This is a genomic window from Bradyrhizobium sp. CCBAU 11386 (assembly GCF_028128955.1).
GTDB lineage: Bacteria > Pseudomonadota > Alphaproteobacteria > Rhizobiales > Xanthobacteraceae > Bradyrhizobium.
In genome coordinates, this window is the sequence record NZ_LBKA01000252.1 from 133,973 (window position 1) to 157,615 (window position 23,643).

Here is a 23,643-nt window from a genome sequence, read left to right on the forward strand (position 1 = left end):
CGGCCGTGAGCAAAAACTGAACCGTACCGGTAAGGCCCGCGACATCGGCTGCGAATGTCGGCAAATGGTAAGTCCTTCATTGCAGCCTTTTCTTGCATTCGAACCGCTGCGCGGCGCGCACCTCAGGTGAGATGGGCGAGGTGGCGAAAGGGTGAGAAGCGACCAAGCAGGCTGGACCTGCGGCCTTCGCGGCGGGCGCGGCTACGGTTGGCGCGCCACATCCGGAACGTCGCGCGACGCTCAGCGAGCACGCCGGCAATGTCGCAGGCATTGGCGATGCGATCGATCGGCGCCATCGCGAGCTTGAGGGCGGCCCGGCCAAGGCCGGTCACGAGGGCGGCGGCGTCATCGATGAAGGTAGCGGCGATATCAACAGCGAGGGTTTGCATTTTGCAGGTCTCCGGGTTAATTTGAACAATGTTCACATGAGTAGCCTGAAAATGAACAATGTTCAAGAAGAATCGTTGCGGGACCAGAAAAAAAATCGGCGGCGGCTCCTGATCCTGGAGATCGCTCGCGCGATAATTTCATCTAAGGGATTGAAATCACTGAAGGTTCGGGACGTCGCCGAAGCCGCCGGCTGCTCGGTCGGCAGCGTCTATAACGAGTTCGGCGACTTCGACGGGGTGATCCTGACCGTCAATCGGGAGACGGTTCAGACGCTCACGGCACGGCTTGCCGGGGTTCCGGCCGAGGATCCGGTTCGCCAGCTCTACGGGCTTGCCGAGACCTATCTCGAATTCTTCGCGGAGCACGCCAATTTGCTGCGTTCGCTGTTCGAGCATCGGATGGAGGACGATCGTCCCTATCCGGACGACATCCTTCAGATGGTGATGGACGCGTTCGCGCTGATGCACCCGCCTCTGGTGCGGCTGCTACCGGATGCGGATGACGTGAAGATCGCGCTGCTGTCGCGCACGCTGTTTTCCGCGGTGCACGGCATCATCGCGCTCGGTCTCGAGGAGCGCATGGTGGCCGTGCCGCCCCAATTGCTGCGCCAGCAGGTTGAGCAGTTCCTCGACGCGCACCTCGCGGGCCTCGGGATTCTGCCTTTGCGATGACAGGGCGAGCAGCCTCAGGCGCGTGCAGCTTCGCGTGGCCGTGCTGCAATGAGGACGACGTCGGGCCGCACTCCGTCGACCTGAACCCGGTTGCGTCCCTTTTCCTTGGCGCGATAGCAGGCGGCATCCGCGCGCCGCATCGCGTCCTCGAGCGTGGTGTCTCGCTCGGTGATGCAGGTGACGCCGATGCCGGCGGTCACTGCAAAGCAGCGATCGTCCCAGGCGAAGCTGAACAGCTCGAGCGATCGCCGCAGCCGTTCGGCGATGTCGGTTGCGTCGAACGGCGAGCACTGCGGCAGGATCAGGCCGAATTCGTCGCCGCCGAGCCGGGCCACCAGATCATGCGGCCGCCGCTCCTGTTGCAGGAGGCGCGAGACCTGGCAGAGCAGGCGGTCGCCCGCAAGATGGCCGCAGCTGTCGTTGACGTTCTTGAACTGGTCGAGGTCGAGCAGGATCAGGCCCAGCGAGCCTGCCGCAACATTGTCCAGCTCGCCTTGCAGGCGCGCCTCGAAGGCGCGGCGGTTGGCAAGGCCTGTCAGCCAGTCGTGCGACGCCTGCCAGGCCAGGCGCTCCTTCTCGGCATGCAGGGCATCCTCGAACGCCTGTCGTTGCAGCACCAATCGCCGCGTATGCCAGATCAGCAGCAGGATCAGCGTCACGGCGGTGACGATGTTGATGCAGGTCAGCGTCAACTTGATCGCGCGGGAGCCTTCGCCCAGGACCGTGGAGAAGCGGTTCGCATGCACCGTGAACTGGGTGTTGAGCTCCGAGAGCCGCGACGACAGGAATTGCAGGCGGCTGCCGTCCCGAACGGGGCCGTTCTCCAGCTCCGACCGGATGACCTCGCCGAACACGCTCAGCTCCAGCAGCATGGGATCGGTGGCGGCCCACTCGCGGATGGCTTCCTGGAGGAAGCTGACGCGGTTGAAATAGCGAAACAGCCAGATCAATCCCGGAACGTCATCGGGATGGTTGCCGCCCTGCAGGAAGCCGATGCGGGCGGCCTCGACGTCGACCGGGTCGCGCTCGAGCGCCCAGCGCGCGAACTCGTCGCCGATGGGAACGGCGAGCGAGGCCTGGTATTGCGCGAACTGGCTCTTGTCGCCCGAATGCAGATAGCGATTGAGGAAATAGACGGCGTTCTTCTGCGAGCGCGACCATAGCGCTTCGCCCGCGACATAGGCGCGGACCGATGACATCACCTCAAGGCTGAATCCCGCGATCGCCGCCTGAAGCACGACGACCATCACGAAAGGCGAGACGAGCTTGATGACGTGAAGGAAGCTGTGTCCCTTCGTCGACGTCGATGTCCTGCGAAACACCCTTAGTTCCCCAAATCGATCAACGACCCCAGAGGCGTTGCGCCTGCAACGCCAAGTAGAGGAGATGGTTGCTTAACTCGACCTGAAAGAGACGAGGGACTGCATCGCAGGGTGAAGGCGTCGTGAAGTGGATGCGTGCAGATCGTTGCAAATGCCGACAAACCGGAACCTGTGCGGTATCGGCGAACCAATGCCTCGCATTCGTCCTGCACGGTTTACTTGATCGAGAGAGTTGGGGCCGGTGTTACAGCGTTTTCGAGCGAAGTGGATACCGGTTCGCGTGAAGAAAACGCGTCCAAACAAGAATCTAGAGCCCCGTTCCGATTCCATCGGAACGGAAACGGCTCTAGACCAGCACCGGCTTGCGCACGCGGCCGACGTCGCCGAACACCCGCAGGTAACGCTCGATCTCCGAGGGGAGGCCGGTCGCCTTCTCCGGATTGTCGGAGAGCTTGACGGCCGGATGGCCGTCGGCCGACGACACCTTGCAGACCAGCGAGATCGGATCGAGATTGAACGAGCCGTCCGGGGTGCAACCCACGAAGTCGTTGGTGAGGTTGGTGCCCCAGCCGAAGGAGAGCCGCACGCGGCCGGTGAAGTGGTGATAGGTCTCCTCGATCGAGCCGACGTCCATCGCGTCGGAAAAGACGAGCAGCTTGTCCCTGGGGTTGCGGCCCTTCTTCTCCCACCAGGCGATGATCTCCTCGCCGGCCTGGATTGGCGGCGCGCTGTCGGGGCGGAAGCCGGTCCAGTCGGCGACCCATTCCGGCGCATCGCGCAGGAAAGCTTTGGTGCCGAAGGCGTCGGGCAGCGCGATCAGCAAATTGCCGCCATAGGTCTGACGCCACTGGTCGAGGATACGATAGGGCGCCCAGCGCAACTCCTCGTCGTCCTTGGCGAGCGCGGCCGCGACCATCGGCAGCTCGTGGGCGTTGGTGCCGATGGCTTCGAGATCGTTGTCCATCGCGAGCAGCACGTTGGAGGTGCCGATGAAGGAGGAGCCCAGGCCTTCCTTCACCGCCTCGACGCACCAGCGCTGCCAGAGAAAGCCGTGACGCCGGCGGGTGCCGAAGTCGGAGAGCCTCAGGTTCTCCAGCTTGCGCAGCCGCTCGACCTTGGTCCACAGCTTGGCCTTGGCGCGGGCGTAGAGCACGTCCAGCTCGAAGCGGCCGCGGCCCTTGATCGCCGCGCGCGAGCGCAGCTCGTTGAGGATCGCGAGCGCTGGAATCTCCCACATCGTGGTGTGGGTCCACGGCCCGTGGAAATGTATTTCGTACTGGCCTTCGCCCTTGCGCAGCTCGTATTCGGGCAGGCGGAATTCGGCGAGCCAGCGGATGAAATCCGCCGAGAACATGTGGGTCTTGCCGTAGAAGGTGTTACCGGCAAGCCAGATCAGCTCTTTCTTGGTGAAGCGGATGGTGCGGGCGTGGTCGAGCTGGGCGCGCAGCTCGCCCTCGTCGATGATCTCGGCGAGCCGCACATGGCGCGAGCGGTTGATGACCGAGAAGGTCACCTGCCGATCCGGGTAATCTTCCCGAATCATCTGCAACATCAATAGCTTGTAAAAGTCGGTATCCAGCAGGCTGCGGATGATGGGATCCAGCCGCCAGCTGTGATTGTAGGTCCGGCTCGCAATATCGGTCACTGTCATGGGGCAACTCTAGCGTGGCTGCCGCAGGGCAACCAGTGGGTTCGGCGGAGGGCAGGCTTCCGCGAACCGTGACCGAGGCTCAGTCTCCGGCGGCTGTCGCCGCCACGGTCTCGAGCTGGTTCCTGATCCAGCGATGGGCCGGGTCCTTCTGGTAGCGCTGGTGCCAGACCATGAACATCGGCAGCTCGGCCAGCGTCCGGGTGCGCGAGGCCAGCGGAATTCGCGTTTGCGCGAAGCCCTGCATGACGCCGGAAGCGAGCAGGCTCGGCATGCTCGCGAGCATCTGCGAGCCGCGCAGGAACGACGGCACGCCGGAGAAGCTCGGCACGGAGATGGCGATGTCGCGATGGAAGCCGTTCGCCGCCAGCCGGCGGTCGAAGTCGAGCCGCTCATTGTCGGTATAGACCACGGTGATGTGGCGTGCTGCGAGATAGGCGCTGCGGCCGGCTGGCGCAGTGCGCGCCTTGGGATCGAAATAGCAGACGTAGTGGTCGCTGAGCAGGCGCTTCTGCACGATGTCGACGCCGGATGGCGGCAGCGGCGTGATCAGGAGATCGCAGCGGTTCTCGCGCAGCATCGCGGGCGAGGGCGATTGCGAGGGGATCACGCGCAGGTTCAGGCTCTTCACCTGGCCGGCGACATGGCCGAAGAAGCGCGGCAGCAAGAGGTCGCGCTGGAAGTCGTTGGCGGCGATCGTCAGCGAGAGCTGGGCCTGCGCCGGCTCGAAGCTGACGCCGCCGGCAAAGCTGCGCATCTCGTCGATCAGCGCGCGCGCCTTCGCGGCCAATGCCTGCGCATGTGCGGTGGCGACGATGCCGCGGCCGGACTTGGCGAACAGCGGATCGCCCGCGATCCGCCGCAGCTTGTTCAGGGCGTGGCTGACCGCGGATTGCGTCAAGCCGAGACGTGTGGCGGCTGCCGTCACCGAGCCTTCCTCCAGCACGGCCAGGAACAGTTCAAGGGCATGGCCATCGAGGGCCAAATGATCGATTTCCTTCATGGAATTCATTATAATCGATCTATTTATCTTGAGAATAGACCGTCCCATGATCTCCCGATAAGCCGTGCGCCGGGACCGGCGCGCCCAAGGGAGAGACAACGCCTATGAATGCCCAGGCGCCAGCCTTGCGGGATCCCCGCCTCAACCGCCCCGAGCCGTTCACGCCGCCACTCGGCGATGGTGGCTTCTTCCAGCGCGATCGCTCCATCCATCCGCCGGCACATGCACCCGGCTACAAATCCTCGGTGCTGCGTTCGCCGCGCCAGGCGCTGCTGTCGCTGGAGAACTCGGTCTCGGAGATCACGGGGCCGGTGTTCGGCCACAACGATCTCGGCCCGCTCGACAACGACCTGATCCGCAACTACGCCAAGGACGGCGACCCCGTCGGCGAGCGCATCATCGTCCACGGCCGCGTGCTGGACGAGACCGGCCGCGGCGTGCCGAACACGCTGGTCGAATTCTGGCAGGCCAATGCCGGCGGCCGCTACCGGCATAAGAAGGACACGTATCTGGCGCCGATCGATCCGAATTTCGGCGGCTGCGGCCGCGCGCTGACCGACGACACCGGCTATTACTATTTCCGCACCGTGAAGCCGGGCCCCTATCCCTGGCGCAACTACGTCAACAGCTGGCGTCCCGCCCACATTCATTTCTCGGTGTTCGGCTCGGGCTTCGCGCAGCGGCTGATCACGCAGATGTACTTCGAGGGCGATCCCCTGATCCCGGTCTGCCCGATCCTGACGACGATTCCGGACAAGGATGCGCTCGACCGCCTGGTCGCGCCGCTCGACCTCAACGCCTCGACGCCGTTCGATTCGCTCGCCTACCGCTTCGACATCGTCCTGCGCGGCCAGCGCTCCACCTATTTTGAAAATCGCACCGAGGGGAACTGAGCCAATGCCGCAGCCGCTCAACTATCTCAAGGAAACCGCATCGCAGACCGCTGGCCCCTACGTCCACATCGGCCTGATCCCGGCCATGGCCGGCTTCGATATCTTCGAGAAGAACTTTTCGAACGTGCTGGTGACGCCGAACACCAGGGGCGAACGCATCACGCTGGAAGGCAAGGTGCTCGATGGCACCGGCACGCCGCTGCGCGACGTGCTGCTGGAAATCTGGCAGGCCAATGCGGCCGGCCGCTACAATCATCCGGCCGACCGCTCGGCCGGCGCGTTGGAGCAGGAGTTTCGCGGCTGGGGCCGCGCCGGCTCCGACTTCGACAGCGGGCTCGTGACCTTCGAGACCATCAAGCCCGGCGCCATCACCGACAAGGCGGGGCGCAAATGCGCGCCACACGTCAATGTCTGGATCGTCGCGCGCGGCATCAATATCGGTCTCAACACGCGGCTCTATTTCTCGGATGAAGAGGCCGCCAACGCTGGCGACCCCGTGCTCAACCTGATCGAGCAGCCGGCCCGGCGCAAGACATTGATCGCAACGCGAAGCGAGCGCGCCGGCAAGATCGTGTATTCCTTCACGATCAATTTGCAGGGGCCGGAGGAGACCGTGTTCTTCGACGTCTGAGAGTCGGACGGCCTCCCGCAGGATCACTCCACCTGGTCGCCGCGATCGATCGCTACGCGCGCGAGGAATTGCGGCGACTGACGCGTCTCGCGCGATCCCGGCCGATTGGCCGGATCGCGTCCCACTTTTGGTTTCAGTTCTGCCAAATCGATGAATACGTCCGCCTGTCGGCGCAGGTCGTCGGCGACCATGGCTGGCTGAGTGGAGAGCGTGGAGACGACCGTCACGCGGACACCGCGGCGTTGCAGGGCTTCCACCAGCGAACGAAAATTCCCATCGCCCGAGAACAGCACGATCTGATCGACGTGCTCGGCGAGCTCCATCGCATTTACGGCGAGGTCGACATCCATGTTGCCCTTCACCTTGCGGCGGCCGGTGATGGCGTCGACGAATTCCTTCGTGAGCTTGGTGACGACGGTGTATCCGTTATAGTCGAGCCAATCGATCAACGGGCGGACTGACGAATACTCCTGATCCTCGACGACGGTCGTGTAGTAGAAGGCCCGCAACAGCGCACCTCGGCTTTGGAATTCGCCGAGCAGACGCCTGTAATCGATGTCGAAGCCGAGCGCCTTGGAGGTGGCATGGAGATTGGAGCCATCGATAAAGAGTGCAATCTTCTCAATCGAAGGCATTATGCAAAAATCTCCAGTTGCACGCGAAAGGCGGCCGGTCCAACCGCGAGGTCGCGGTGTGTCGGCCGGAAAAACACTGAAGGCACCGATGGCATGCTGAAAAAGCAGCGCAGACGACCGGACAGGGGCGGCCGTCTTGCGCCTAGGTTAGGGAGGTTCCAATGCCACCAGCGCCAGGGCACCGAATGCAGCCAGGGTAAGGCGCGCGCATTCCCTGCTCAATTGTACTGAGGTAAAGGGCCTCTATCCAAAGGATAGGACCCCATATACGAAGGTAAGTGGCTGCGCCGGCAACAAAGGCCGTTGCGGTTCGCAGCGTGGCCTTCGACCATAGGTGCGGCTGTTCGATCGGCCGATGTGTCAGCCTTCATCGCCATGCAGCTGGCTGCGAAAGGCGCGCGGCGAGAGCCCCGTGGCGGCAGCATAAACGCGGCTGAAATAGGCGGGGTCCTCGAAGCCGAGCGCATAGGCGATCGTCGAGACCGGCAGGTTGGTGTAGACGAGGTTACGCCGCGCCTCGCGGATCAGGCGGTTGAGGATCAGGTGCGAGGCGGTGTCGCCAGTCGCGGCCCGCGTCACCCGGTTGAGATGGGTCGGCGTGATCGACAGCGCGCCTGCGTAGTCCGCAACGCTCCAGCGTTCCAGATGGTGCTGCTCGAGCAGCGACTCGAAGCGGCGGAACAGGCCGGATTCGGCCGTGCCATTGCCGCCGCTCTCGCTCGTGAGCGCGCGGGCCACCAGCCCGATCATGGCCGCCGACAAGGCGCGCAGCACATGCGCGCGGCCGAAATCGCGGGCGGCGTGTTCGGCGAAGATCTGCTTCATGGTGGCGCGGATCTGCGGCGTGCTGCGCACCACGCCGGATCGTGACAGGGCGCCGCGCAGGCCTTCGGCGGCGAGCAGCGCCTCGTCCAGGATCTCCGCCGCGATGGTCAGCACCCAGCCTTGGGTCTCTGGCACGAAGCGGAACCCGTGGACGTGTCCGACGGGTACGTTGACGATCTGCATCGGCCTCAACGGCACCACGCGTCCGTCGAGCGTCGCCTCGCCGCCGCCGCGCTCGATCAGCAGCACCTGGTGCAGCCGGGCATGGCGGTGCACGGCCAGGGTCCAGTCGTGAAGCACCGAGCGGGACGCGATCGTCTCGCAATGCACGACGTCCGGCAGGTCGCCGGACTCGCCGAACAGATTGTAGACCCGGATCGCGGGAGCAGGGGCGGCGCTTCTCATGTTCGAATAGTACAAGACAAAGACGAAACCCTCCATCGGTTTGCGCAGTTGAATCTGCAAAAAAGTGCCGACGGGAGGACGCAAAAATGAAAGTTCAGGTCTGCATCATCGGCGGCGGGCCGTCCGGGCTGCTCTTGTCCCAGCTTCTGCATCTGAAGGGCATCGACACGGTCGTCCTGGAGAAATACAGCCGTGAGCACGTGCTGGCCCGGATCCGCGCCGGCGTGCTCGAGCACGGTTTCGCAAAACTGATGCGCGAGGCGCAATGCGGCGAGCGGATGGACCGCGAAGGCGAGATCCACCGGGGATTCGAGATCGCCCATGACGGGGTGCTCTCCCACATCGATCTGCACAAGCACTCCGGCGGCAATTCGGTGCTGGTCTACGGCCAGACCGAGCTGACGCGCGACCTCTACGAGGCGCGCGACCGCCTCGGCGGCAAGGTCGTGCATAATGCGCAGGACGTGACGCCGCATGATCTGGCGTCGGACCGCCCCTACGTGACGTACCGCTCGAACGACGAGATCGTTCGCGTCGATTGCGACTACATCGTCGGCGCCGACGGCTTCCACGGCGTCAGCCGCAAGTCGATCCCGAAGGACGTGCTGCGCGAATACGAGAAGGTCTATCCGTTTGGCTGGCTCGGGGTGCTGTCGCGCACCAAGCCGGTCTCGCCCGAGCTGATCTATGTGAAGCATGAGCGCGGCTTTGCGCTGTGTTCCCTGCGCTCGCAAGTATTGAGCCGCTACTACATCCAGGTGCCGCTCACCGACAAGGTCGAGGACTGGTCGGACGACGCGTTCTGGGCCGAGCTGAAGCGCCGCCTGCCTGAGCAGGTCGCTGGCCGCTTGATCACGGGGCCCTCGATCGAAAAAAGCATCGCGCCGTTGCGCAGCTTCGTCGCCGAACCGATGAGCTATGGTCGCCTGTTCCTCGCCGGCGATGCCGCCCACATCGTGCCGCCGACCGGCGCGCGCGGGCTGAACAGCGCCGCCTCCGACATCTACTATCTCTATCATGCCATGCTCGCACATTATCAGAGCGGCGATGATTCCGGCCTCGAAGGCTATTCCGCCAAGGCACTGGCGCGGATCTGGAAGGCGCAGCGTTTCTCCTGGTGGATGACGATGCTGCTGCATCGTTTCCCCGATCGTCTCGACTATGAGGATCGTCTTCAGCAGACGGAGCTGGAATATCTGTTCTCGTCCGAAACGGCGCAGCGCCTGCTTGCTGAGAATTATGTCGGGCTGCCGTTCTAAGGGGGGATCTTACTGCACGGACGCTGCCTTCCCCTCTCCCACAAGGGGAGTGGGGAAGGCAGTGCCCTTGGCTAGCTACGCTACTTCCCTTCGAGCGTATTGACCGGCGTCCATTCCGGCGGCGGTGGATTTGCGACGAGCGCTCTCGCGCGCTTTGCAAACATGGACGATGGCGGATCGAGCTTCGCCACTCCGTCGAACGCATCGGCCGCTTTGGTAAACTCGCGTGCGCGCCAGCAGGCCAGCCCTTCCGCATATGCCGCGGTGACCTTCGTCTGCTCGCCGCTCTCCGCGCCTTTCTCCGCCAGCGGCTCGAACACCTTGATCGTCTCGCCGCGGCCCAGCACCCTGATTGCGTCGAGCTCGCGCCAGGCGAAGGCGTCACCTGTCTGCGCCACTGTCGCCTCCGAGGCCATGATCGCGGTGCCGTAATATTTGTTCGCACCCTCGAGCCGCGAGGCGACGTTCACGGTGTCGCTCATCACGGTGTAGTTGAAGCGGCGGCGGGAGCCGATATTGCCGACCACGGCTTCGCCGCTGTTGAGCCCGATGCGGTGCGACAGGCCGTGACCGGCGAAGGCGGCGTTGTTGGCGTTGAGGTCCGCCAGTTTTTCGTGGCACTTCAGCGCCGCGCGGACGGCGTTGCGCGCGTGGGCGGGATCGTCGGCGGGCGCGCCGAACATGGCGACGATGGAATCGCCGATATATTTGTCGACATAGCCGCCATGGCCTTCGATGATGTCGGTCATGGCGGAGAGATATTCGTTCATCAGCGTGACCAGCTCGCCCGGCGTCATGGTCTCTGCGATCGAGGAGAATCCGCTAAGGTCGGAGAAGAACATGGTGACGTTGCGCATCTCGCCGCCGAGTGCCGGCATCTTGCCGGAGGCAACCATCGTCTCGATCACCTCTGGCGCGAGGTAGAATGCAAAGCTCCGGCGGAGGAAGCGCTCGTCGCGATCGGCCAGCATGAAGCGGTAGCCGATCATCATTGCGAGTGCGGCCAGGCTCGCGAGCGCGGGCTCCGTCAAGGGCAGCGCCAGCGCATGCACGAACGCGCCGACGGCCACGGCGGCGTAAACGGCGGTGAGGGCGAGCCAGGCGATCACCGCGCCGCCAGGTGCGAGCATGCAGGCCGCGCAGGCGATGACCGCCGCGAACGCAATCGTGAGGATGGTCCGCGCCGGAAAGCCGAGCTCGGTCACAGCATCGCGTTCGATCAGGTTTCGGACCGCGGTGGCGTGCACGAAGACGCCGGCGATGTCGCTGCGGGCCTTCTGCGTGGTACCGGCCGGCGCGGGCAGGGCGCATCGTGCGGCCGGCGTCCCGTCATATCCGCGGGACAGGCGCATCGAGGTGAGCTTGCGGTCCTCGAAATTGAGGACGGTGCCGAGCAGGACGACCTTGCCCTCGAAGGCGCGGCGGAAGAAATCGCGGTCGCCCTTCTCGACGCAGGCGCGCAGGTCGGCGAAGGAGAAGGTCGGGACGTCGCGTCCCAGCCCTCGAAAGTTGAGCGTCATTGTATTCGGCATCGCGCTCGGGATCGCATAGCCGGCCAACTCGGTCGCGCCGGACGGCGCAATTTCAGGCTTTCCGCCAAGCGCACGCGCAGCGAGCTCCACCGCCATCGCGGGGATCGACCTGCCCTCGATGGCAAAGCTCAACGGCATTCGTCGGATCACGTCGTCGTGGTCGGTGTGGACATTGAGCGCGCGGATGGTGTTGCGCACTGCCACTTGCTGCGCACGATAGGGCACTTCCGGATGGTCATTGCTCAGGATCTCGCCGAGCACCAGCTTGCCGCTGTCGGAGAGTTGCCGGAGCGCGATGAGGTAGTCCCGGTCAAATCCTCTTATGCGACTGCCGAACGACGTATCGCCGAACGGAATCTCCGACTGCTCGATTGAGTTCTTGAAGATGACGTCGAAGCCGATGACCTTGGCGCCGCCTTCGGTGATGCTCCCGAGCACCCGGCCGATCTCGCGTGTCCAGGTCTGCGTCGGCGATCCCTTGAAGGGCGGGGTGTCGTAGGTCTCACCGTCGATGGCTACGACGACGACCGGCGACGTCGCGGGATCGCGGCGGTCGCCGTCCAGCATGCCGCGCATCGCGGTGAGGATGTCGAGCGACAGGCCTTGCAGCGTCTGAAGCGGCGGAGACGTGAAGACGGCGCCCGCGAGGAGCGCAATCAGGATCGTCGCAACGATGTCCCGCCTTCCGATCCGCCGCATCGCCCCGTCGCAAGCCGCCTATTCGAGCCGCAGCAGGCGGCCGACGATCGGCGTCGGCGATGACGTGGCGCTGGCATCGACCTGGAAGGCATAGCGCTTGGCGCCGAGGATGGCGAGATAGCTGCCGCCGGGGGTCAGCGACTTCCCGGCTTTGGCAAAGTCGTAGAACTTGCCGCCGATCATGGTTTCGTTCCTGAGCGGCACGCTGATCGTGGGTTCCTTGCCGTCGGTGCGCTCGATCACCAGCGTGCTGCCGCTCTTGGCCTGCACCAGCGGTGCGACGCCGTAGATCGTCGGCAGCTTGGCCGGCGCGCCCTTGGCGTCCGAGCGCACGGTGCGGAAGGTGGTCGCGGCGCTCTGGTTGGCCTCTCGCTCGGACAGCTGCGCCGCGTTGGTGTCGCAGGGCACCTTGTCCCGCTTGACCTCGCCGAGCTGCACAGTGCTCTGCTCGGCGCCGACCAGCACGACGCCTTCGCTGATCGTCTCGCGCACGCAGGATTTGAGGTAGCTGAGCGTGACGGTCGCCTTCGGGCCGAGCTTGATGATCTTGCCCGGCGCCACATAGTCCATGAACGCGATGCCATCGACCTTGCCCTGGACGTCCTCGACGATCGCGGCCGGGGTCTCCGCCAGGGCGGGGGTCGCAACATAGAGCGCGCCGACAACGGCGCCGATCAGGCTTCTCATGGTTACTCTCATCCAATTCGACCGCTGCTCTGCCGGTCCCCCGTCCTGGTCCGATGCTTAGCAGCGGAGCGCCCAGGCAAGTGTGACCAGAATCACTCTTAGATATTGGTGCACTCTATCAGGAACGGGTTCAAACCGGCGACCGGAGAAAACAGAGCCGCGGCAAGCTGTTGGCCGGATGGGCCATGTCAGGCGAACGGAACGGCCTCCGGCGAATGGTCTTCGGCCGGGCGGCCCTCGACGACTCGCTCCACACCAGGAGCGAGCGTGGCCTCCGTCTTCTGAAATGGCGTCGCCCGCTGCCCGGCGGCGATCTCCACGACCTCGTCCCAGCGCGACAGAAAAGCCTCGACGCAGGCCGGGTCGAACTGCCGTCCCTGGTTCTCGACCAGGTAATTGCGCGCCACCTCGAGCGGCATCGGCGCTTTATATGGCCGCCGCGTCGTCAGCGCGTCGAAGACGTCGGCGACCGCGACCACGCGTGCGGCAACCGGGATCTCGTCCGTCTTGAGGCCGTTCGGATAGCCCGCGCCATCCCAGCGCTCGTGATGGCCTGCGGCAATTTGCGCACTGAGCTGGATCAGCTCGCAGCCGGAGTCCGCCAGGATACGCGCGCCGATCATGGCGTGGGTGCGGATCACCGCCATCTCCTCGTCGGTCAGCCGGCCGGGCTTGAGCAGGATATTGTCGGGAATGGCGACCTTGCCGACGTCGTGCAGCGGCGCGGCGAGATAGATGTCGCGGCAGAGACGGGCCGGCAGGCCGAGCTGCTCGGCGATGATGCGGCTGTAGCGGGCGACCCGCAGGGTGTGCTCGCCGGTGTCGTTATCGCGGTATTCGACCGCGAGCGCGAGCCGCAGGATAATCTCTTCCTCGCGCTCGCCGAGCTTGCGTGTCGCGGCCGCGACTTCGCTGGCCAGATGCGCGGCGCGATCGTTGAGCTTGCGTACGGCTGCACCAAACTGAATCAAATTCCGCAGACGCACTGTCATCTCGACGCTCTGCGGCTGCTTGGGCAGGAAATCGGTTGCACCGGCCTGCAGCGCTTCCATCTTCACGTCATCGGTCTGCCGCGACGTGATCATCGCGATCGGAATGTCGGCGCAGCCGGGAAGGGTGCGGAGCGTGCGGATGAAGCTGATGCCGTCCATGTGCGGCATCTCGTAGTCGACCAGCACGAGGTCGAAGACGCGCTCCCGTGCGCAGGCCAGCGCCTGCACGGGATCGAGGAAGGTGGTGGCCTCGACCAGACCTTCGGCCTCGATGTGACGTTTCAGGAAGTTGAGGACGGAGCGGCTGTCGTCAACCAGAAGCGCTTGGGTCAGCATCGGCGGCCGGGGCTCTCTTCGCTGGCAAGGGCACGAACCCACTGCATAACCCGAGCGAATTTAACGCGAAGCAAATGCGCCGTGCGTGCGCACCGCGCCGCGGACATGCGCGCCTCGCATGGGATTTCAGCAGGCTATGCACGGTTGCATGCAGTTGCGCGAAGTCTTTGGGAATGTGACCCGTAGTTGTACGGAGCTCTCCGTTAGGGGTTTGCTCACTTGATTCGCGTCAAACGTGTATCGGAATTTTGCAAGCGCGGGGACAGCGATGGCGCTCAATCCGACGGAGCCGAAGTGGTCGTTGCGGTTACCCGCCGATTGCAGCATCGCGGCCATTCGCAGTGTCTATGATCTCATTCGCGAGGCGTTCGGCCGCCAGGAGCGGCTCGAGATCGACTGCTCGAGCGTCGACAAGGCCGACGTGACCTCGATCCAGCTTCTGCTGTCGACCGCCAAGACGGGCGAGGCCCAGGGCCGCCCGGTGGTGCTCACCTCATTCTCCCAGTCTCTGCGCAACACCCTTCGCCGCGCCGGCTTTGCCAGCGAGGCGATGATCGATCAGCATTTCCCGCAAAAGAAAGATGGCACCTAATGGCCACGATTCTGACCGTCGACGATTCCCCCAGCATTCGGCAAATGATCAAGGTCGTGCTCGAGCCGGCCGGTCATAACGTGATCGAGGCCGGTGACGGCGCGCAAGGGCTCGCCAAGGCGCAGGCCGGCAAGCTCGACCTCGTGATCACCGACCTCAATATGCCCGTGATGAACGGGCTGGAGCTGATCCGGGCGCTACGCAAGCTGCCCAGCGCGGTCGGCATGCCGATCGTGTTCCTGACCACCGAATCCAACGACACGGTGAAGCAGGAGGCCAAGAGCGCCGGCGCCACGGGCTGGATCACCAAGCCCTTCAAGCCGGAGCAGTTGCTCGCCGTCGTCGGCAAGCTGGTGCGCGCATGAGTGCAATGGACCCGACCGAGGTCTTTCGTCAGGAAGCCAGTGAGCTCTTCGAAGTTCTTGAAGGAGCCCTGCTCGATCTCGGCCAGCGTCCCGATGACCGCGAACTCGTCGATTCCGCTTTCCGCGCCCTGCATACGATCAAGGGCTCGGGCGCCATGTTCGGCTTCGACAAGGTCGCCTCCTTCACCCACGAATTCGAGACCGCGTTCGATCGCGTCCGCAAGGGCGAGATCAAGCCGACGCAGGACCTGATCTCGGTCGCGCTCGCCGCCAAGGACTATATCCGCGCGCTGATCGAGGATCCCCAGTCGACCGACGACGTCATCGGCGAAGGCATTCTCGACGACCTCAAGCGCTTTGTCTCGTCCGACCAGCCTGTTGCGCCGGTTGCCGAGATCACGGAGGCGGCGGCGCCCGTCGAGAGCAAGCAAGCCGGCTGGCACCTTTATCTGGAATTCGAATCCCACATCCTTCGCAACGGCTCGAACCCGCTCGACCTGCTGGAAGACCTCTGCAAGCTCGGCCCCTGCTTCGTCGTGCCCGTTACCGACGGCATCCCGTTCCTCGACGAGATGGAGCCGGAAGACTGCTATTTGAAGTGGGACGTCAAGCTGCACGCGGCCTGCGACAAGGACGCGATCGACGACGTCTTCATGTTCGTCCAGGACGAGATGAAGCTGACCCTCTTGCCTTTGGAGCATGTCGAAGCGCCCGCGCCGATGCCGCTATTCCAGCTCCTCGACGAGGAGCCGGCGCCTGTGGCCGAGATGCCTGCGCCGGTGGTCGAGGCTGCTGCCGCGCAGCCCGCTGCAAAAGCGGAACCCAAATCCGAACCGAAGCCGGAGCCGAAGGCCGAGGCCAAGCGCGACGATCGCGGCATCGCCACCGTCCGCGTCCAGGCCGAACGTCTCGACGAACTGATGGACCGGGTCGGCGAGCTCGTCATCGCCCAGGCGCGGCTGACCCAGCTCGCATCGTCCGGCTCCGACCTCTCGATCAAGATGATCGCCGAGGAAATCGAGCGCCTCGCCTCCTCCTTGCGCGACACCACGATGGGCGCGCGCATGGTGCCGATCGGCTCGCTGTTCGGCCGCTTTCGCCGCCTGATCCACGATCTGTCGCGCGATCTGTCGAAGCCGGTCGAATTCGTCACCACGGGCGAGGACACCGAACTCGACAAGACCATGATCGAGTGCCTGGCCGATCCGCTGGTGCACCTGATCCGCAACGCCATCGACCACGGCATCGAGGACACCGCAACGCGTGCCGCCAACGGCAAGACCGAGCAGGGCCGGATCGAGCTCGCCGCCGTTCATTCCGGCGCGCAGGTGCTCGTCACCGTGAAGGACAATGGCGGCGGCCTCAATACCGCGCGCATCCGCGCCAAGGCGGAAGAGCAGGGGCTGATCGCAGCCGGCGCCGTGCTGACCGATCACGAGATCCACCAGTTCCTGTTCCACCCGGGCTTCTCGACCGCGCAGACCATTTCGGCGCTGTCCGGCCGCGGCGTCGGCATGGACGTGGTCAAGCGCACCATCGAGAACATGCGCGGCACGATCGACCTGTCGACCCGGCCGGGCCAGGGCACCACCGTGACGCTGCGCCTGCCGTTGACGCTCGCGATCATCGAAGGCCTCCTGATCCGCGTCGGCGAAGGCCGCTACATCATTCCGCTGTCGGCGGTGGAGGAATGCGTCGAGCTGACGGCCGAGGACGAGCGCTCGCGCGGCCGCAATTTCCTCAACGTCCGCGGCAATCTCGTCCCGTTCCTGCGCTTGCGGGAAATCATGTCGTCGTCGGGTTTGCCCGACCGGCACCAGAAGACGATCATCATCTCGACCGGCGAGAGCCGGGTCGGTCTCGTCGCCGACCAGATCATCGGCAACCACCAGACCGTGATCAAGTCGCTCTCCAAGCTGCATTCGGATGTCACGATCTTCTCGGGCGCGACCATCCTGGGTGACGGCACGGCGGCGCTGATCCTCGACGTCGCGCAGCTCGTCGCGCTGGCGCAGTCGAAGGTCGAGAAGCAGCACATCAGCGAGGCGGCGTGATGAACGAGAGTCTGGCCGGCGAGCATCAGGCGGGCGCGATGCAGGTCGTGATGATCGGCCTCGGCGAGGAGAAGTTCGCGCTCGACGCGGGCCTCGTGCGCGAGATCATCGATCCCGTGCCGGTGACCAAGGTCGCCGGCGCGCGGGCCTTCGTTCCCAGCGTGATCAACGTACGCGGCAACGTCATCCCGCTTGCGGACCTGCGCATCCGCTTCGGCCTGCCGCAACTCGACAACTCGGCCGACACGCGCATCGTCGTCATCGAGCTGGAGCTCGACGGCGAGCCTGTCCTGGTCGGCGTCACCGCCGACAAGGTCTACGAGGTCACGGAGATATCGCAGACCGACGTGCAGCAGACGCCGCGCGTCGGCATGCACTGGAAGCCGGAGTTCATTCGCTTCATCGCCAAATGGCGTGAAGAGTTCGTCATCGTTCCCAACATGGAACGCATTCTGAATTGAAATGGGTCCCAGGGGCGGGACTTGAGGTTGAGGGGCTGGAAATGAGATTTACGGTCAAAGCGAAGCTGGCCAGTGCATTCGGCCTGGTCATCGTCCTGTCCATGGTGGCCGGCGGTGTCGCGTACATGAAGCTTGGCGACATGATGGCCACTGCTGACAGCATGGTCCTGCGCGCGACCCGGATGGAGAAGGCGACGCAAATCGAAAAGGATATCCTGCTTCAGCTGCGGGCGGAGAAGAATTCAATTCTCGGAACGGAAGCCCAGGCCGAACAGTTTGCCGCGGATGCCGCCAAGATTCGTGACCATGCGCTGAAGACCAAAGATGAGGTCTACGCGTTGGCGAGCGAAGCCGGAAGGAAGCTGCTCGACAGCTTCGCTGTGACATACGCCAAGATGAATGCGTATCAGGATGAGACGTTCAGACTGGCCAAGACCGACAAGGCAAAGGCCACCGAACGCTCCATGGGCGACGGCCGCAAGGTCATCGCGGACGCGATGGAAGCCATGGGCGCCTATGTCGGCAACACGAAAAAGCAGATGGCGGAGCAGGCGGTCCAATCCAAGGAGGAAGGCCACCAGGCGCAGTTCGTGCTGATGACGCTGCTCGGCATCTCGCTGGCGGTTGCGATCGGGGCTGCGCTCTGGATTTCCATCTCGATCAGCCGTTCGCTGGGCCGCGCCGTTGGCCTTGCCGGCGCGGTTGCGGAGGGCGATCTCAGCCAGACCATTCCCTCGGCGAGCAACGACGAGATCGGCGACCTCGTCAGGTCCCTGAACGTGATGGTCGAGAAGCTCCGGCAGATCGTCGCGGAGGCGTTGACTGCCGCGCGGAACGTCTCGGCCGGCAGCCAGGAGCTCTCCGCCAGCGCTGAGCAGCTCTCGCAGGGCGCGACCGAGCAGGCCTCGTCTGCCGAGGAAGCCTCCTCCTCGATGGAGGAGATGGCCTCGAACGTGAAGCAGAACGCCGACAACGCCAACCAGACCGAGAAGATTGCCGCGCAGTCGGCCAAGGACGCCGAGGCCAGCGGCGTCGCCGTCGGCCGCGCCGTCAATGCCATGCAGACCATCGCCGAGAAGATCACGATCGTGCAGGAGATCGCCCGCCAGACCGACCTGCTCGCGCTCAATGCGGCGGTCGAGGCTGCGCGCGCCGGCGAGCACGGCAAGGGCTTTGCAGTCGTGGCTTCCGAGGTGCGCAAGCTCGCCGAGCGCAGTCAGGCCGCGGCCGCTGAGATCGGCACACTCTCGACTGAAACTGTCAAGGTCGCGCAGGAAGCCGGCAATATGCTCTCCAAGCTCGTCCCTGATATCAAGAAGACCGCCGAGCTGGTCGAGGAGATCACCGCGGCCTGCCGCGAGCAGGACGTCGGCTCGGCCCAGATCAACCAGGCGATCCAGCAGCTCGACAAGGTCGGCCAGCAGAATGCCAGCGCCTCCGAACAGGTGTCCTCGACCTCCGAGGAGCTCGCCTCGCAGGCCGAGCAGCTCCAGTCGACCATCTCGTTCTTCCGCATCGATCATGCCGGCCGCGGCGGGAGCGCCGCGCCCGCGCCGATCGACCGCGCCGTTACCCAGCTCCGCGCCAAGGCGGCGCACATGGCTGCGGCGGATCGCGGTGCCAAGAAGCCCGCGCCTGTCCGCAAGCCGGCACGTGCAATGAAAGTCGCGGGCGGCGGCGGCTTCGCGTTCGACATGCACGACGGCGAGGACGACCGCGACGCCGAGTTTCAGCGCTGATCAACCGGTCCGGCCTCGCGCCGGACCGTACTCATCTCCAAACCCTCGGACCCCTGGACTGCATCATGGCCGCAACCTCGCAATATCTGACGCTCGGGCTCGCCGGCGAGACGTTCGGCATCAGCATCCGCAACGTCCGTGAAATTCTCGACATGCGGCCGATCTCGCGTCTGCCGCATGCGCCGAACTTCCTGCTCGGCATGATCGACGTGCGCGGCAGCGGCTATCCGATCGTGGACCTCCGGACCAAGCTCGGCCTGCCGAGCGTGGCGGCGACCGAGGCGACCCGCATCATCATCCTCGACGTGCCGATGAAGGACCGTCTGGTCGGCGTCGGCTTCGTCGCCGATTGCGTGTTCGAGGTCACCGACATCGACGAGCAGGCGATCGAGCCCATCCCCGAGGTCGGCGGCCAATGGCAATCCGACTATGCCGCCGGCATCGGCCGCAAGGGCGAAAAGTTCGTGGTCATCTTCGACCTCGCCAAGCTGATGGCGCACGACGAGATCCCGGAAGGGCGCGATGCGCCCCGCGCCGCCTGAGTTTGCAAGAGTGAAGCGTGGTCAAGCGTAAGCACCCCAATTCGAACCAACGAGACTGACATGAGATTCACCGTCAAAGCCAAGCTTGCCAGCGCCTTCGGCGTCGTCATTCTGCTCTCCATGATCGCCGGGGCGGTCGGTTATTTGAAGCTGTCGGACATGGTCGGCACCACCGAGGTCCTCGTCAGTCGGGCGAACCGCATGGAAAAGGCCGCCGAACTCAAGGAAGGCATCCTGTTTCTGGTGCGCGCCGAAAAGAACTCGATCCTTGCCGCGACCGATGCGGATTACGATCAGTTCGTAGCGGACCTTGCCAAGAATCGCGAAGCGCTCATCAAGTCCAAGGACGAGATCCACGCCGCGGCGAGCGAAGGTGGCAAGAGGCTGATGGAGAGTTTCTCCGTGGCGTTCGCCAAGCTGAATGCTTATCAGGACGAGACCGTCAGGCTCGCGAAGACGGACAAGCCGAAGGCCCTGGATCGTTCCATGCACGACGGCCGTAAGGCCGTCGCGGACGCGCTGGAAGCAGCCGACAGCTATATCAAGAACGTCAAGAAGAACATGGCCGAGCAGGCCGAGCAGTCCAAGCAGGACGGCGCCCGCGCCGAGATGCTGCTGATGGGCCTGGTCATTGCTTCGCTCCTGATCGCCGCGATTGCGGCGACCTGGATCGCGCTGAACATCAGCCGCGCTCTGGCACAGGCCGTCGGTCTCGCCGACGCTGTGGCGATCGGCGATCTCAGCCACAAGATCGAGTCCTCCAGCAATGACGAGATCGGCGATCTCATCAAGTCGCTGAACGCGATGACGGTCAATTTGAATGCGACGGCGGCGCTTGCCAATCAGATCGCGCAGGGCGATCTCATGGTCGAAGCCAAGCCGCTGTCGGACAAGGATACGCTCGGGCTCGCGCTTGAGCGCATGGTGGAAAAGCTCAGGCAGATCGTCTCGGAAGCCCTGACCGCGGCGCGGAACGTCTCCGCCGGAAGCCAGGAGCTCTCGGCCAGCGCCGAGCAGCTTTCGCAGGGGGCGACCGAGCAGGCTTCGTCCGCCGAGGAAGCTTCTTCTTCGATGGAGGAGATGGCCTCGAACGTGAAGCAGAACGCCGACAACGCTAACCAGACCGAGAAGATCGCCGCGCAGTCGGCCAAGGATGCGGAAGCCAGCGGCGTCGCCGTCGGCCGCGCCGTCAATGCCATGCAGACCATCGCCGAGAAGATCACGATCGTGCAGGAGATCGCGCGTCAGACCGACCTGCTCGCGCTCAACGCCGCGGTCGAGGCCGCGCGCGCCGGCGAGCACGGCAAGGGCTTTGCAGTCGTCGCGTCCGAAGTGCGCAAGCTTGCCGAGCGCAGCCAGGCTGCGGCGGCCGAGATCGGCACGCTCTCGACTGAAACCGTCAAGGTCGCGCAGGAAGCCGGCAATATGCTCTCCAAGCTCGTCCCTGATATCAAGAAGACCGCCGAGCTGGTCGAGGAGATCACCGCGGCTTGCCGCGAGCAGGACGTCGGCTCGGCCCAGATCAACCAGGCGATCCAGCAGCTCGACAAGGTCGGCCAGCAGAATGCCAGCGCCTCCGAACAGGTGTCCTCGACCTCCGAGGAACTCGCCTCGCAGGCCGAGCAGCTCCAGTCCACCATCGCCTATTTCCGGATCGAGCAAGGCGCAAAGGGCCATGCGGCTGCGCCGATCGACCGGGCGGTGAACCAGCTGCGGGCCAAGGCGGCCACCATGGCGGCGGTCGAGCGTCCGGCGAGGAAGCTCCAAGGCAAGCCTGCGCGCGCCCTGAAGGTTGCGGGCGGCGGCTTCGCCTTCGACATGAATGACGGCGAGGACGATCGGGACGCCGATTTCCAGCGCTAAGGCTCTTTGAGGGATCGGCCCCTCACCGGGCCGATCTGTCGTCAGTGATTGCGTGAAAGTGTGGGATTCAAGATGGCCCGGACGGCCCCGACATTCAGTGCAGGCGGCTTTCTCGGACCAGGGCCGGCGACCATGATGCCCGCCATGCAGGACACGGCCGTCCATCTGTCGGACCGTCACTTCCGGACCATCGCCGAATTGATCGAGGGCAAAGTCGGCATCAAGCTGCCGCAAGGCAAGCGGCTGATGCTGGAGGGGCGGTTGCACAAGCGCGTGCGCGCGCTGAACTTCTCCGGGCTCAACGAATATGTCGACAACCTGTTCGGGACCGAGCATTTCGACACCGAGCTCACCCATCTGATCGATGTGGTGACGACCAACAAGACCGACTTCTTCCGCGAGCCCCAGCACTTCACCTTCATGCGGGACGTCGCGATTCCGGCCCTGCTCAAATTGCATGGACGCAGGAACGCAAACCTGAAGATCTGGAGCTCGGCGAGCTCCACCGGCATGGAAGCCTACACGACCGCGATGGTGCTGGACGACATGACGCGGAACGGCTCGCAGTTTCAGTACCGCATCCTCGGGACCGACATCTCGACCGCGGTGCTCCGCCTCGCCAAGACCGCAATCTACACCCGCGACGTGCTCACGCCGGTGCCGGAGCACTTCGTGAAGCGATACTTCCTGTCGTCGCGGGACAAGTCGCGCGACGAGGTGCGGGTGGTGCCGGAATTGCGGCGCATGACGCATTTCATGCGGATGAACCTCATGGATGCGTCCTATCCCGTCGACCGCGACGTCGACATCATCTTCTGCCGCAACGTCCTGATCTATTTCGAGCGCGAGACGCAGCGCAAGGTGATCGAGCAATTGTGCAGCCATTTGCGACCCGGCGGCTATCTGCTGGTCGGGCATTCGGAATCGATGATTCACAGTGCCGTGCCGGGTCTGAAGCAAGTTCAGCCAACCATTTTCAAGGTCTAGCCGGAGCGCAACCAGAATGCCGAGGGAGAAAGTTCGCGTGCTGATCGTGGACGATTCGGCGTCGGTGCGCCAAATCCTTCAGACGATCCTTTCTGAAGATCCCGACATCGAGGTGATGGCGACCGCCTCCGATCCCTTCGTCGCGGCCCGCCGCCTCGAGAAGGAGCTGCCCAACGTCATCATTCTTGATCTCGAGATGCCGCGCATGGACGGCATGACCTTCCTGCGCAAGATCATGGCGCAACGTCCGATCCCGGTGATCATCTGCTCCTCGCTGACCGAAGAAGGCTCGAACGTGATGTTCGAGGCGTTCGAGGCGGGCGCGGTCGACATCGTGCCGAAGCCGAAGATCGACACGCGGCAGGCGCTGCTCGAATGCTCCACGCGGCTGCGCGAGGCCGTGAAGTCGGCGGCGCGCGCGCGCGTGCGCCCGCGTGCCGAGCGCCGGGTGGTCGAGAAAAAGCTGACGGCCGACGCCATCATCCCGCCGCCGGTGCAGGGCAGGGTCCGGCCCACGACGGAGCGCATCGTGTGCATCGGCGCCTCGACGGGGGGCACCGAAGCGCTCAACGACGTCCTCGAGATGCTGCCGTCGCACTGCCCACCCATCGTCATCGTCCAGCACATGCCGGCGGGTTTCACTGCGGCATTTGCCAGACGTCTCGACAGCGTCTGCCAGATCCGGGTCAAGGAGGCCGAGGACGGCGAGCCGGTGCTGCCGGGCTGCGCCTATATTGCCCCGGGCGCCCGTCACATGCTGCTCCAGCGCATCGGCCTGCGCTACCAGATCGCGATCAAGGACGGCCCGCCGGTGTCGCGGCATCGCCCGTCCGTCGACGTGCTGTTCCGCTCGGCGGCCCAGCACGCCGGCGCCAACGCGCTCGGCGTCATCATGACCGGCATGGGCGACGACGGCGCGCGCGGCATGCTGGAGATGCGCAAGCTCGGCGCCTCGACGCGGGCGCAGGATGAGGAAAGCTGCGTGGTGTTCGGCATGCCCAAGGAGGCCATCGCCCATGGCGGGGTCGAGAAGGTCGTGCCGCTGCACCATATTCCGCGCGAGATCATGCTCTGGTACCAGGCCGGACACGTTGCGGTGGCAGGTTGATTGC

At 64.6% G+C, this 23,643-nt stretch carries 22 protein-coding genes; 13 read left to right on the plus strand and 9 right to left on the minus strand.

The window, feature by feature from the left end:
- Positions 1-122: 122 nt before the first annotated feature.
- Positions 123-389 carry a hypothetical protein gene (locus XI09_RS34325; RefSeq protein ID WP_271570810.1) on the minus strand — a complete coding sequence of 89 codons (267 nt, stop codon included), beginning with the start codon at positions 387-389 and terminating at the stop codon, positions 123-125.
- A gap of 51 nt (positions 390-440) precedes the next feature.
- Here XI09_RS34325 and XI09_RS34330 point away from each other — a divergent pair, with 51 nt between their 5' ends.
- Complete coding sequence (locus XI09_RS34330; protein WP_271570843.1) at positions 441-1,061, plus strand: TetR/AcrR family transcriptional regulator; 621 nt, start codon at positions 441-443, stop codon at positions 1,059-1,061.
- 14 nt (positions 1,062-1,075) lie between these two features.
- Here the strand turns inward: XI09_RS34330 and XI09_RS34335 are convergent, their stop codons facing one another.
- The 3 genes from XI09_RS34335 to XI09_RS34345 all read right to left on the minus strand — a co-directional run bounded on the left by XI09_RS34335 (position 1,076) and on the right by XI09_RS34345 (position 5,043).
- Positions 1,076-2,383 (minus strand): GGDEF domain-containing protein, encoded by a 1,308-nt coding sequence (locus XI09_RS34335; RefSeq protein ID WP_271570811.1) that lies wholly within the window; start codon positions 2,381-2,383, stop codon positions 1,076-1,078.
- Positions 2,384-2,729: 346 nt separating this feature from the next.
- Positions 2,730-4,034: a nicotinate phosphoribosyltransferase gene (gene pncB / locus XI09_RS34340; RefSeq protein WP_271570812.1), complete on the minus strand. Its 1,305-nt coding sequence runs from the start codon at positions 4,032-4,034 to the stop codon at positions 2,730-2,732.
- Between the two features lie 79 nt (positions 4,035-4,113).
- Positions 4,114-5,043 (minus strand): LysR family transcriptional regulator, encoded by a 930-nt coding sequence (locus XI09_RS34345; protein WP_271570813.1) that lies wholly within the window; start codon positions 5,041-5,043, stop codon positions 4,114-4,116.
- A gap of 95 nt (positions 5,044-5,138) precedes the next feature.
- Between XI09_RS34345 and pcaH the strand changes: the two genes are divergently transcribed.
- Together pcaH and pcaG are read left to right on the plus strand one after the other, a co-directional pair.
- On the plus strand, positions 5,139-5,927 hold the full coding sequence (gene pcaH, locus XI09_RS34350) for a protocatechuate 3,4-dioxygenase subunit beta (protein ID WP_271570814.1): 789 nt from the start codon (positions 5,139-5,141) through the stop codon (positions 5,925-5,927).
- Positions 5,928-5,931: 4 nt separating this feature from the next.
- Positions 5,932-6,558: a protocatechuate 3,4-dioxygenase subunit alpha gene (pcaG, locus tag XI09_RS34355; RefSeq protein WP_271570815.1), complete on the plus strand. Its 627-nt coding sequence runs from the start codon at positions 5,932-5,934 to the stop codon at positions 6,556-6,558.
- Positions 6,559-6,581: 23 nt separating this feature from the next.
- Here pcaG and XI09_RS34360 read toward each other — a convergent pair whose 3' ends face one another.
- The gene (locus XI09_RS34360; protein WP_271570816.1) at positions 6,582-7,193 is read right to left on the minus strand and encodes a LabA-like NYN domain-containing protein; all 612 of its coding nucleotides are present in this window, start codon (positions 7,191-7,193) and stop codon (positions 6,582-6,584) included.
- A gap of 360 nt (positions 7,194-7,553) precedes the next feature.
- Positions 7,554-8,459, minus strand: a complete 906-nt coding sequence (locus XI09_RS34365; RefSeq protein ID WP_271570817.1) for a helix-turn-helix domain-containing protein — start codon at positions 8,457-8,459, stop codon at positions 7,554-7,556.
- A 50-nt stretch (positions 8,460-8,509) separates the two neighbouring features.
- On the opposite strand from XI09_RS34365, the gene pobA reads away from it, so the two are divergent.
- Positions 8,510-9,682: a 4-hydroxybenzoate 3-monooxygenase gene (gene pobA / locus XI09_RS34370; protein WP_271570818.1), complete on the plus strand. Its 1,173-nt coding sequence runs from the start codon at positions 8,510-8,512 to the stop codon at positions 9,680-9,682.
- A gap of 80 nt (positions 9,683-9,762) precedes the next feature.
- Here pobA and XI09_RS34375 read toward each other — a convergent pair whose 3' ends face one another.
- The 3 genes from XI09_RS34375 to XI09_RS34385 form a co-directional block, all read right to left on the minus strand.
- On the minus strand, positions 9,763-11,913 hold the full coding sequence (locus tag XI09_RS34375) for an adenylate/guanylate cyclase domain-containing protein (RefSeq protein WP_271570819.1): 2,151 nt from the start codon (positions 11,911-11,913) through the stop codon (positions 9,763-9,765).
- An 18-nt stretch (positions 11,914-11,931) separates the two neighbouring features.
- Entirely contained in the window at positions 11,932-12,600 is a 669-nt protein-coding gene (locus XI09_RS34380; protein WP_271570820.1) for a hypothetical protein, read from the minus strand.
- 188 nt (positions 12,601-12,788) lie between these two features.
- The gene (locus XI09_RS34385) at positions 12,789-13,928 is read right to left on the minus strand and encodes an HD domain-containing phosphohydrolase (protein WP_271570821.1); all 1,140 of its coding nucleotides are present in this window, start codon (positions 13,926-13,928) and stop codon (positions 12,789-12,791) included.
- A gap of 268 nt (positions 13,929-14,196) precedes the next feature.
- On the opposite strand from XI09_RS34385, the gene XI09_RS34390 reads away from it, so the two are divergent.
- From XI09_RS34390 to XI09_RS34430, 9 genes are all read left to right on the plus strand, one after another.
- Positions 14,197-14,520: an STAS domain-containing protein gene (locus XI09_RS34390; protein WP_271570822.1), complete on the plus strand. Its 324-nt coding sequence runs from the start codon at positions 14,197-14,199 to the stop codon at positions 14,518-14,520.
- Positions 14,520-14,885 carry a response regulator gene (locus XI09_RS34395; protein WP_008142319.1) on the plus strand — a complete coding sequence of 122 codons (366 nt, stop codon included), beginning with the start codon at positions 14,520-14,522 and terminating at the stop codon, positions 14,883-14,885. The genes XI09_RS34390 and XI09_RS34395 overlap by 1 nt, the downstream gene beginning before the upstream one ends.
- Positions 14,882-16,939: a chemotaxis protein CheA gene (locus XI09_RS34400; RefSeq protein WP_271570823.1), complete on the plus strand. Its 2,058-nt coding sequence runs from the start codon at positions 14,882-14,884 to the stop codon at positions 16,937-16,939. The genes XI09_RS34395 and XI09_RS34400 overlap by 4 nt, the downstream gene beginning before the upstream one ends.
- On the plus strand, positions 16,939-17,400 hold the full coding sequence (locus XI09_RS34405; protein ID WP_271570824.1) for a chemotaxis protein CheW: 462 nt from the start codon (positions 16,939-16,941) through the stop codon (positions 17,398-17,400). The genes XI09_RS34400 and XI09_RS34405 overlap by 1 nt, the downstream gene beginning before the upstream one ends.
- A 41-nt stretch (positions 17,401-17,441) precedes the next feature.
- On the plus strand, positions 17,442-19,139 hold the full coding sequence (locus tag XI09_RS34410; RefSeq protein ID WP_271570825.1) for a methyl-accepting chemotaxis protein: 1,698 nt from the start codon (positions 17,442-17,444) through the stop codon (positions 19,137-19,139).
- Between the two features lie 65 nt (positions 19,140-19,204).
- A complete protein-coding gene (locus XI09_RS34415) occupies positions 19,205-19,681 on the plus strand; it encodes a chemotaxis protein CheW (protein WP_271570826.1) in 477 nt (158 codons plus the stop codon).
- Between the two features lie 60 nt (positions 19,682-19,741).
- Positions 19,742-21,544, plus strand: coding sequence for a methyl-accepting chemotaxis protein (locus XI09_RS34420; RefSeq protein WP_271570827.1), 1,803 nt, complete (start codon positions 19,742-19,744; stop codon positions 21,542-21,544).
- 132 nt (positions 21,545-21,676) lie between these two features.
- Entirely contained in the window at positions 21,677-22,531 is an 855-nt protein-coding gene (locus tag XI09_RS34425; protein WP_271570844.1) for a CheR family methyltransferase, read from the plus strand.
- A 16-nt stretch (positions 22,532-22,547) separates the two neighbouring features.
- Positions 22,548-23,639 carry a protein-glutamate methylesterase/protein-glutamine glutaminase gene (locus XI09_RS34430; RefSeq protein WP_271570828.1) on the plus strand — a complete coding sequence of 364 codons (1,092 nt, stop codon included), beginning with the start codon at positions 22,548-22,550 and terminating at the stop codon, positions 23,637-23,639.
- Positions 23,640-23,643 lie beyond the last annotated feature (4 nt).

Coding starts and splice junctions, on each gene's coding strand:
- XI09_RS34390 (WP_271570822.1), top strand. CDS start 14,197: ATGGCGCTCAATCCGACGGAGCCGAAGTGGTCGTTGCGGTTACCCGCC.
- XI09_RS34360 (WP_271570816.1), bottom strand. CDS start 7,193: ATGCCTTCGATTGAGAAGATTGCACTCTTTATCGATGGCTCCAATCTC.
- XI09_RS34420 (WP_271570827.1), top strand. CDS start 19,742: ATGAGATTCACCGTCAAAGCCAAGCTTGCCAGCGCCTTCGGCGTCGTC.
- pncB (WP_271570812.1), bottom strand. CDS start 4,034: ATGACAGTGACCGATATTGCGAGCCGGACCTACAATCACAGCTGGCGG.
- XI09_RS34415 (WP_271570826.1), top strand. CDS start 19,205: ATGGCCGCAACCTCGCAATATCTGACGCTCGGGCTCGCCGGCGAGACG.
- XI09_RS34380 (WP_271570820.1), bottom strand. CDS start 12,600: ATGAGAAGCCTGATCGGCGCCGTTGTCGGCGCGCTCTATGTTGCGACC.
- pobA (WP_271570818.1), top strand. CDS start 8,510: ATGAAAGTTCAGGTCTGCATCATCGGCGGCGGGCCGTCCGGGCTGCTC.
- XI09_RS34410 (WP_271570825.1), top strand. CDS start 17,442: ATGAGATTTACGGTCAAAGCGAAGCTGGCCAGTGCATTCGGCCTGGTC.
- XI09_RS34425 (WP_271570844.1), top strand. CDS start 21,677: ATGATGCCCGCCATGCAGGACACGGCCGTCCATCTGTCGGACCGTCAC.
- XI09_RS34325 (WP_271570810.1), bottom strand. CDS start 389: ATGCAAACCCTCGCTGTTGATATCGCCGCTACCTTCATCGATGACGCC.
- XI09_RS34385 (WP_271570821.1), bottom strand. CDS start 13,928: ATGCTGACCCAAGCGCTTCTGGTTGACGACAGCCGCTCCGTCCTCAAC.
- pcaH (WP_271570814.1), top strand. CDS start 5,139: ATGAATGCCCAGGCGCCAGCCTTGCGGGATCCCCGCCTCAACCGCCCC.
- XI09_RS34345 (WP_271570813.1), bottom strand. CDS start 5,043: ATGAATTCCATGAAGGAAATCGATCATTTGGCCCTCGATGGCCATGCC.
- pcaG (WP_271570815.1), top strand. CDS start 5,932: ATGCCGCAGCCGCTCAACTATCTCAAGGAAACCGCATCGCAGACCGCT.
- XI09_RS34395 (WP_008142319.1), top strand. CDS start 14,520: ATGGCCACGATTCTGACCGTCGACGATTCCCCCAGCATTCGGCAAATG.
- XI09_RS34400 (WP_271570823.1), top strand. CDS start 14,882: ATGAGTGCAATGGACCCGACCGAGGTCTTTCGTCAGGAAGCCAGTGAG.
- XI09_RS34330 (WP_271570843.1), top strand. CDS start 441: ATGAACAATGTTCAAGAAGAATCGTTGCGGGACCAGAAAAAAAATCGG.
- XI09_RS34430 (WP_271570828.1), top strand. CDS start 22,548: ATGCCGAGGGAGAAAGTTCGCGTGCTGATCGTGGACGATTCGGCGTCG.
- XI09_RS34375 (WP_271570819.1), bottom strand. CDS start 11,913: ATGCGGCGGATCGGAAGGCGGGACATCGTTGCGACGATCCTGATTGCG.
- XI09_RS34405 (WP_271570824.1), top strand. CDS start 16,939: ATGAACGAGAGTCTGGCCGGCGAGCATCAGGCGGGCGCGATGCAGGTC.
- XI09_RS34365 (WP_271570817.1), bottom strand. CDS start 8,459: ATGGAGGGTTTCGTCTTTGTCTTGTACTATTCGAACATGAGAAGCGCC.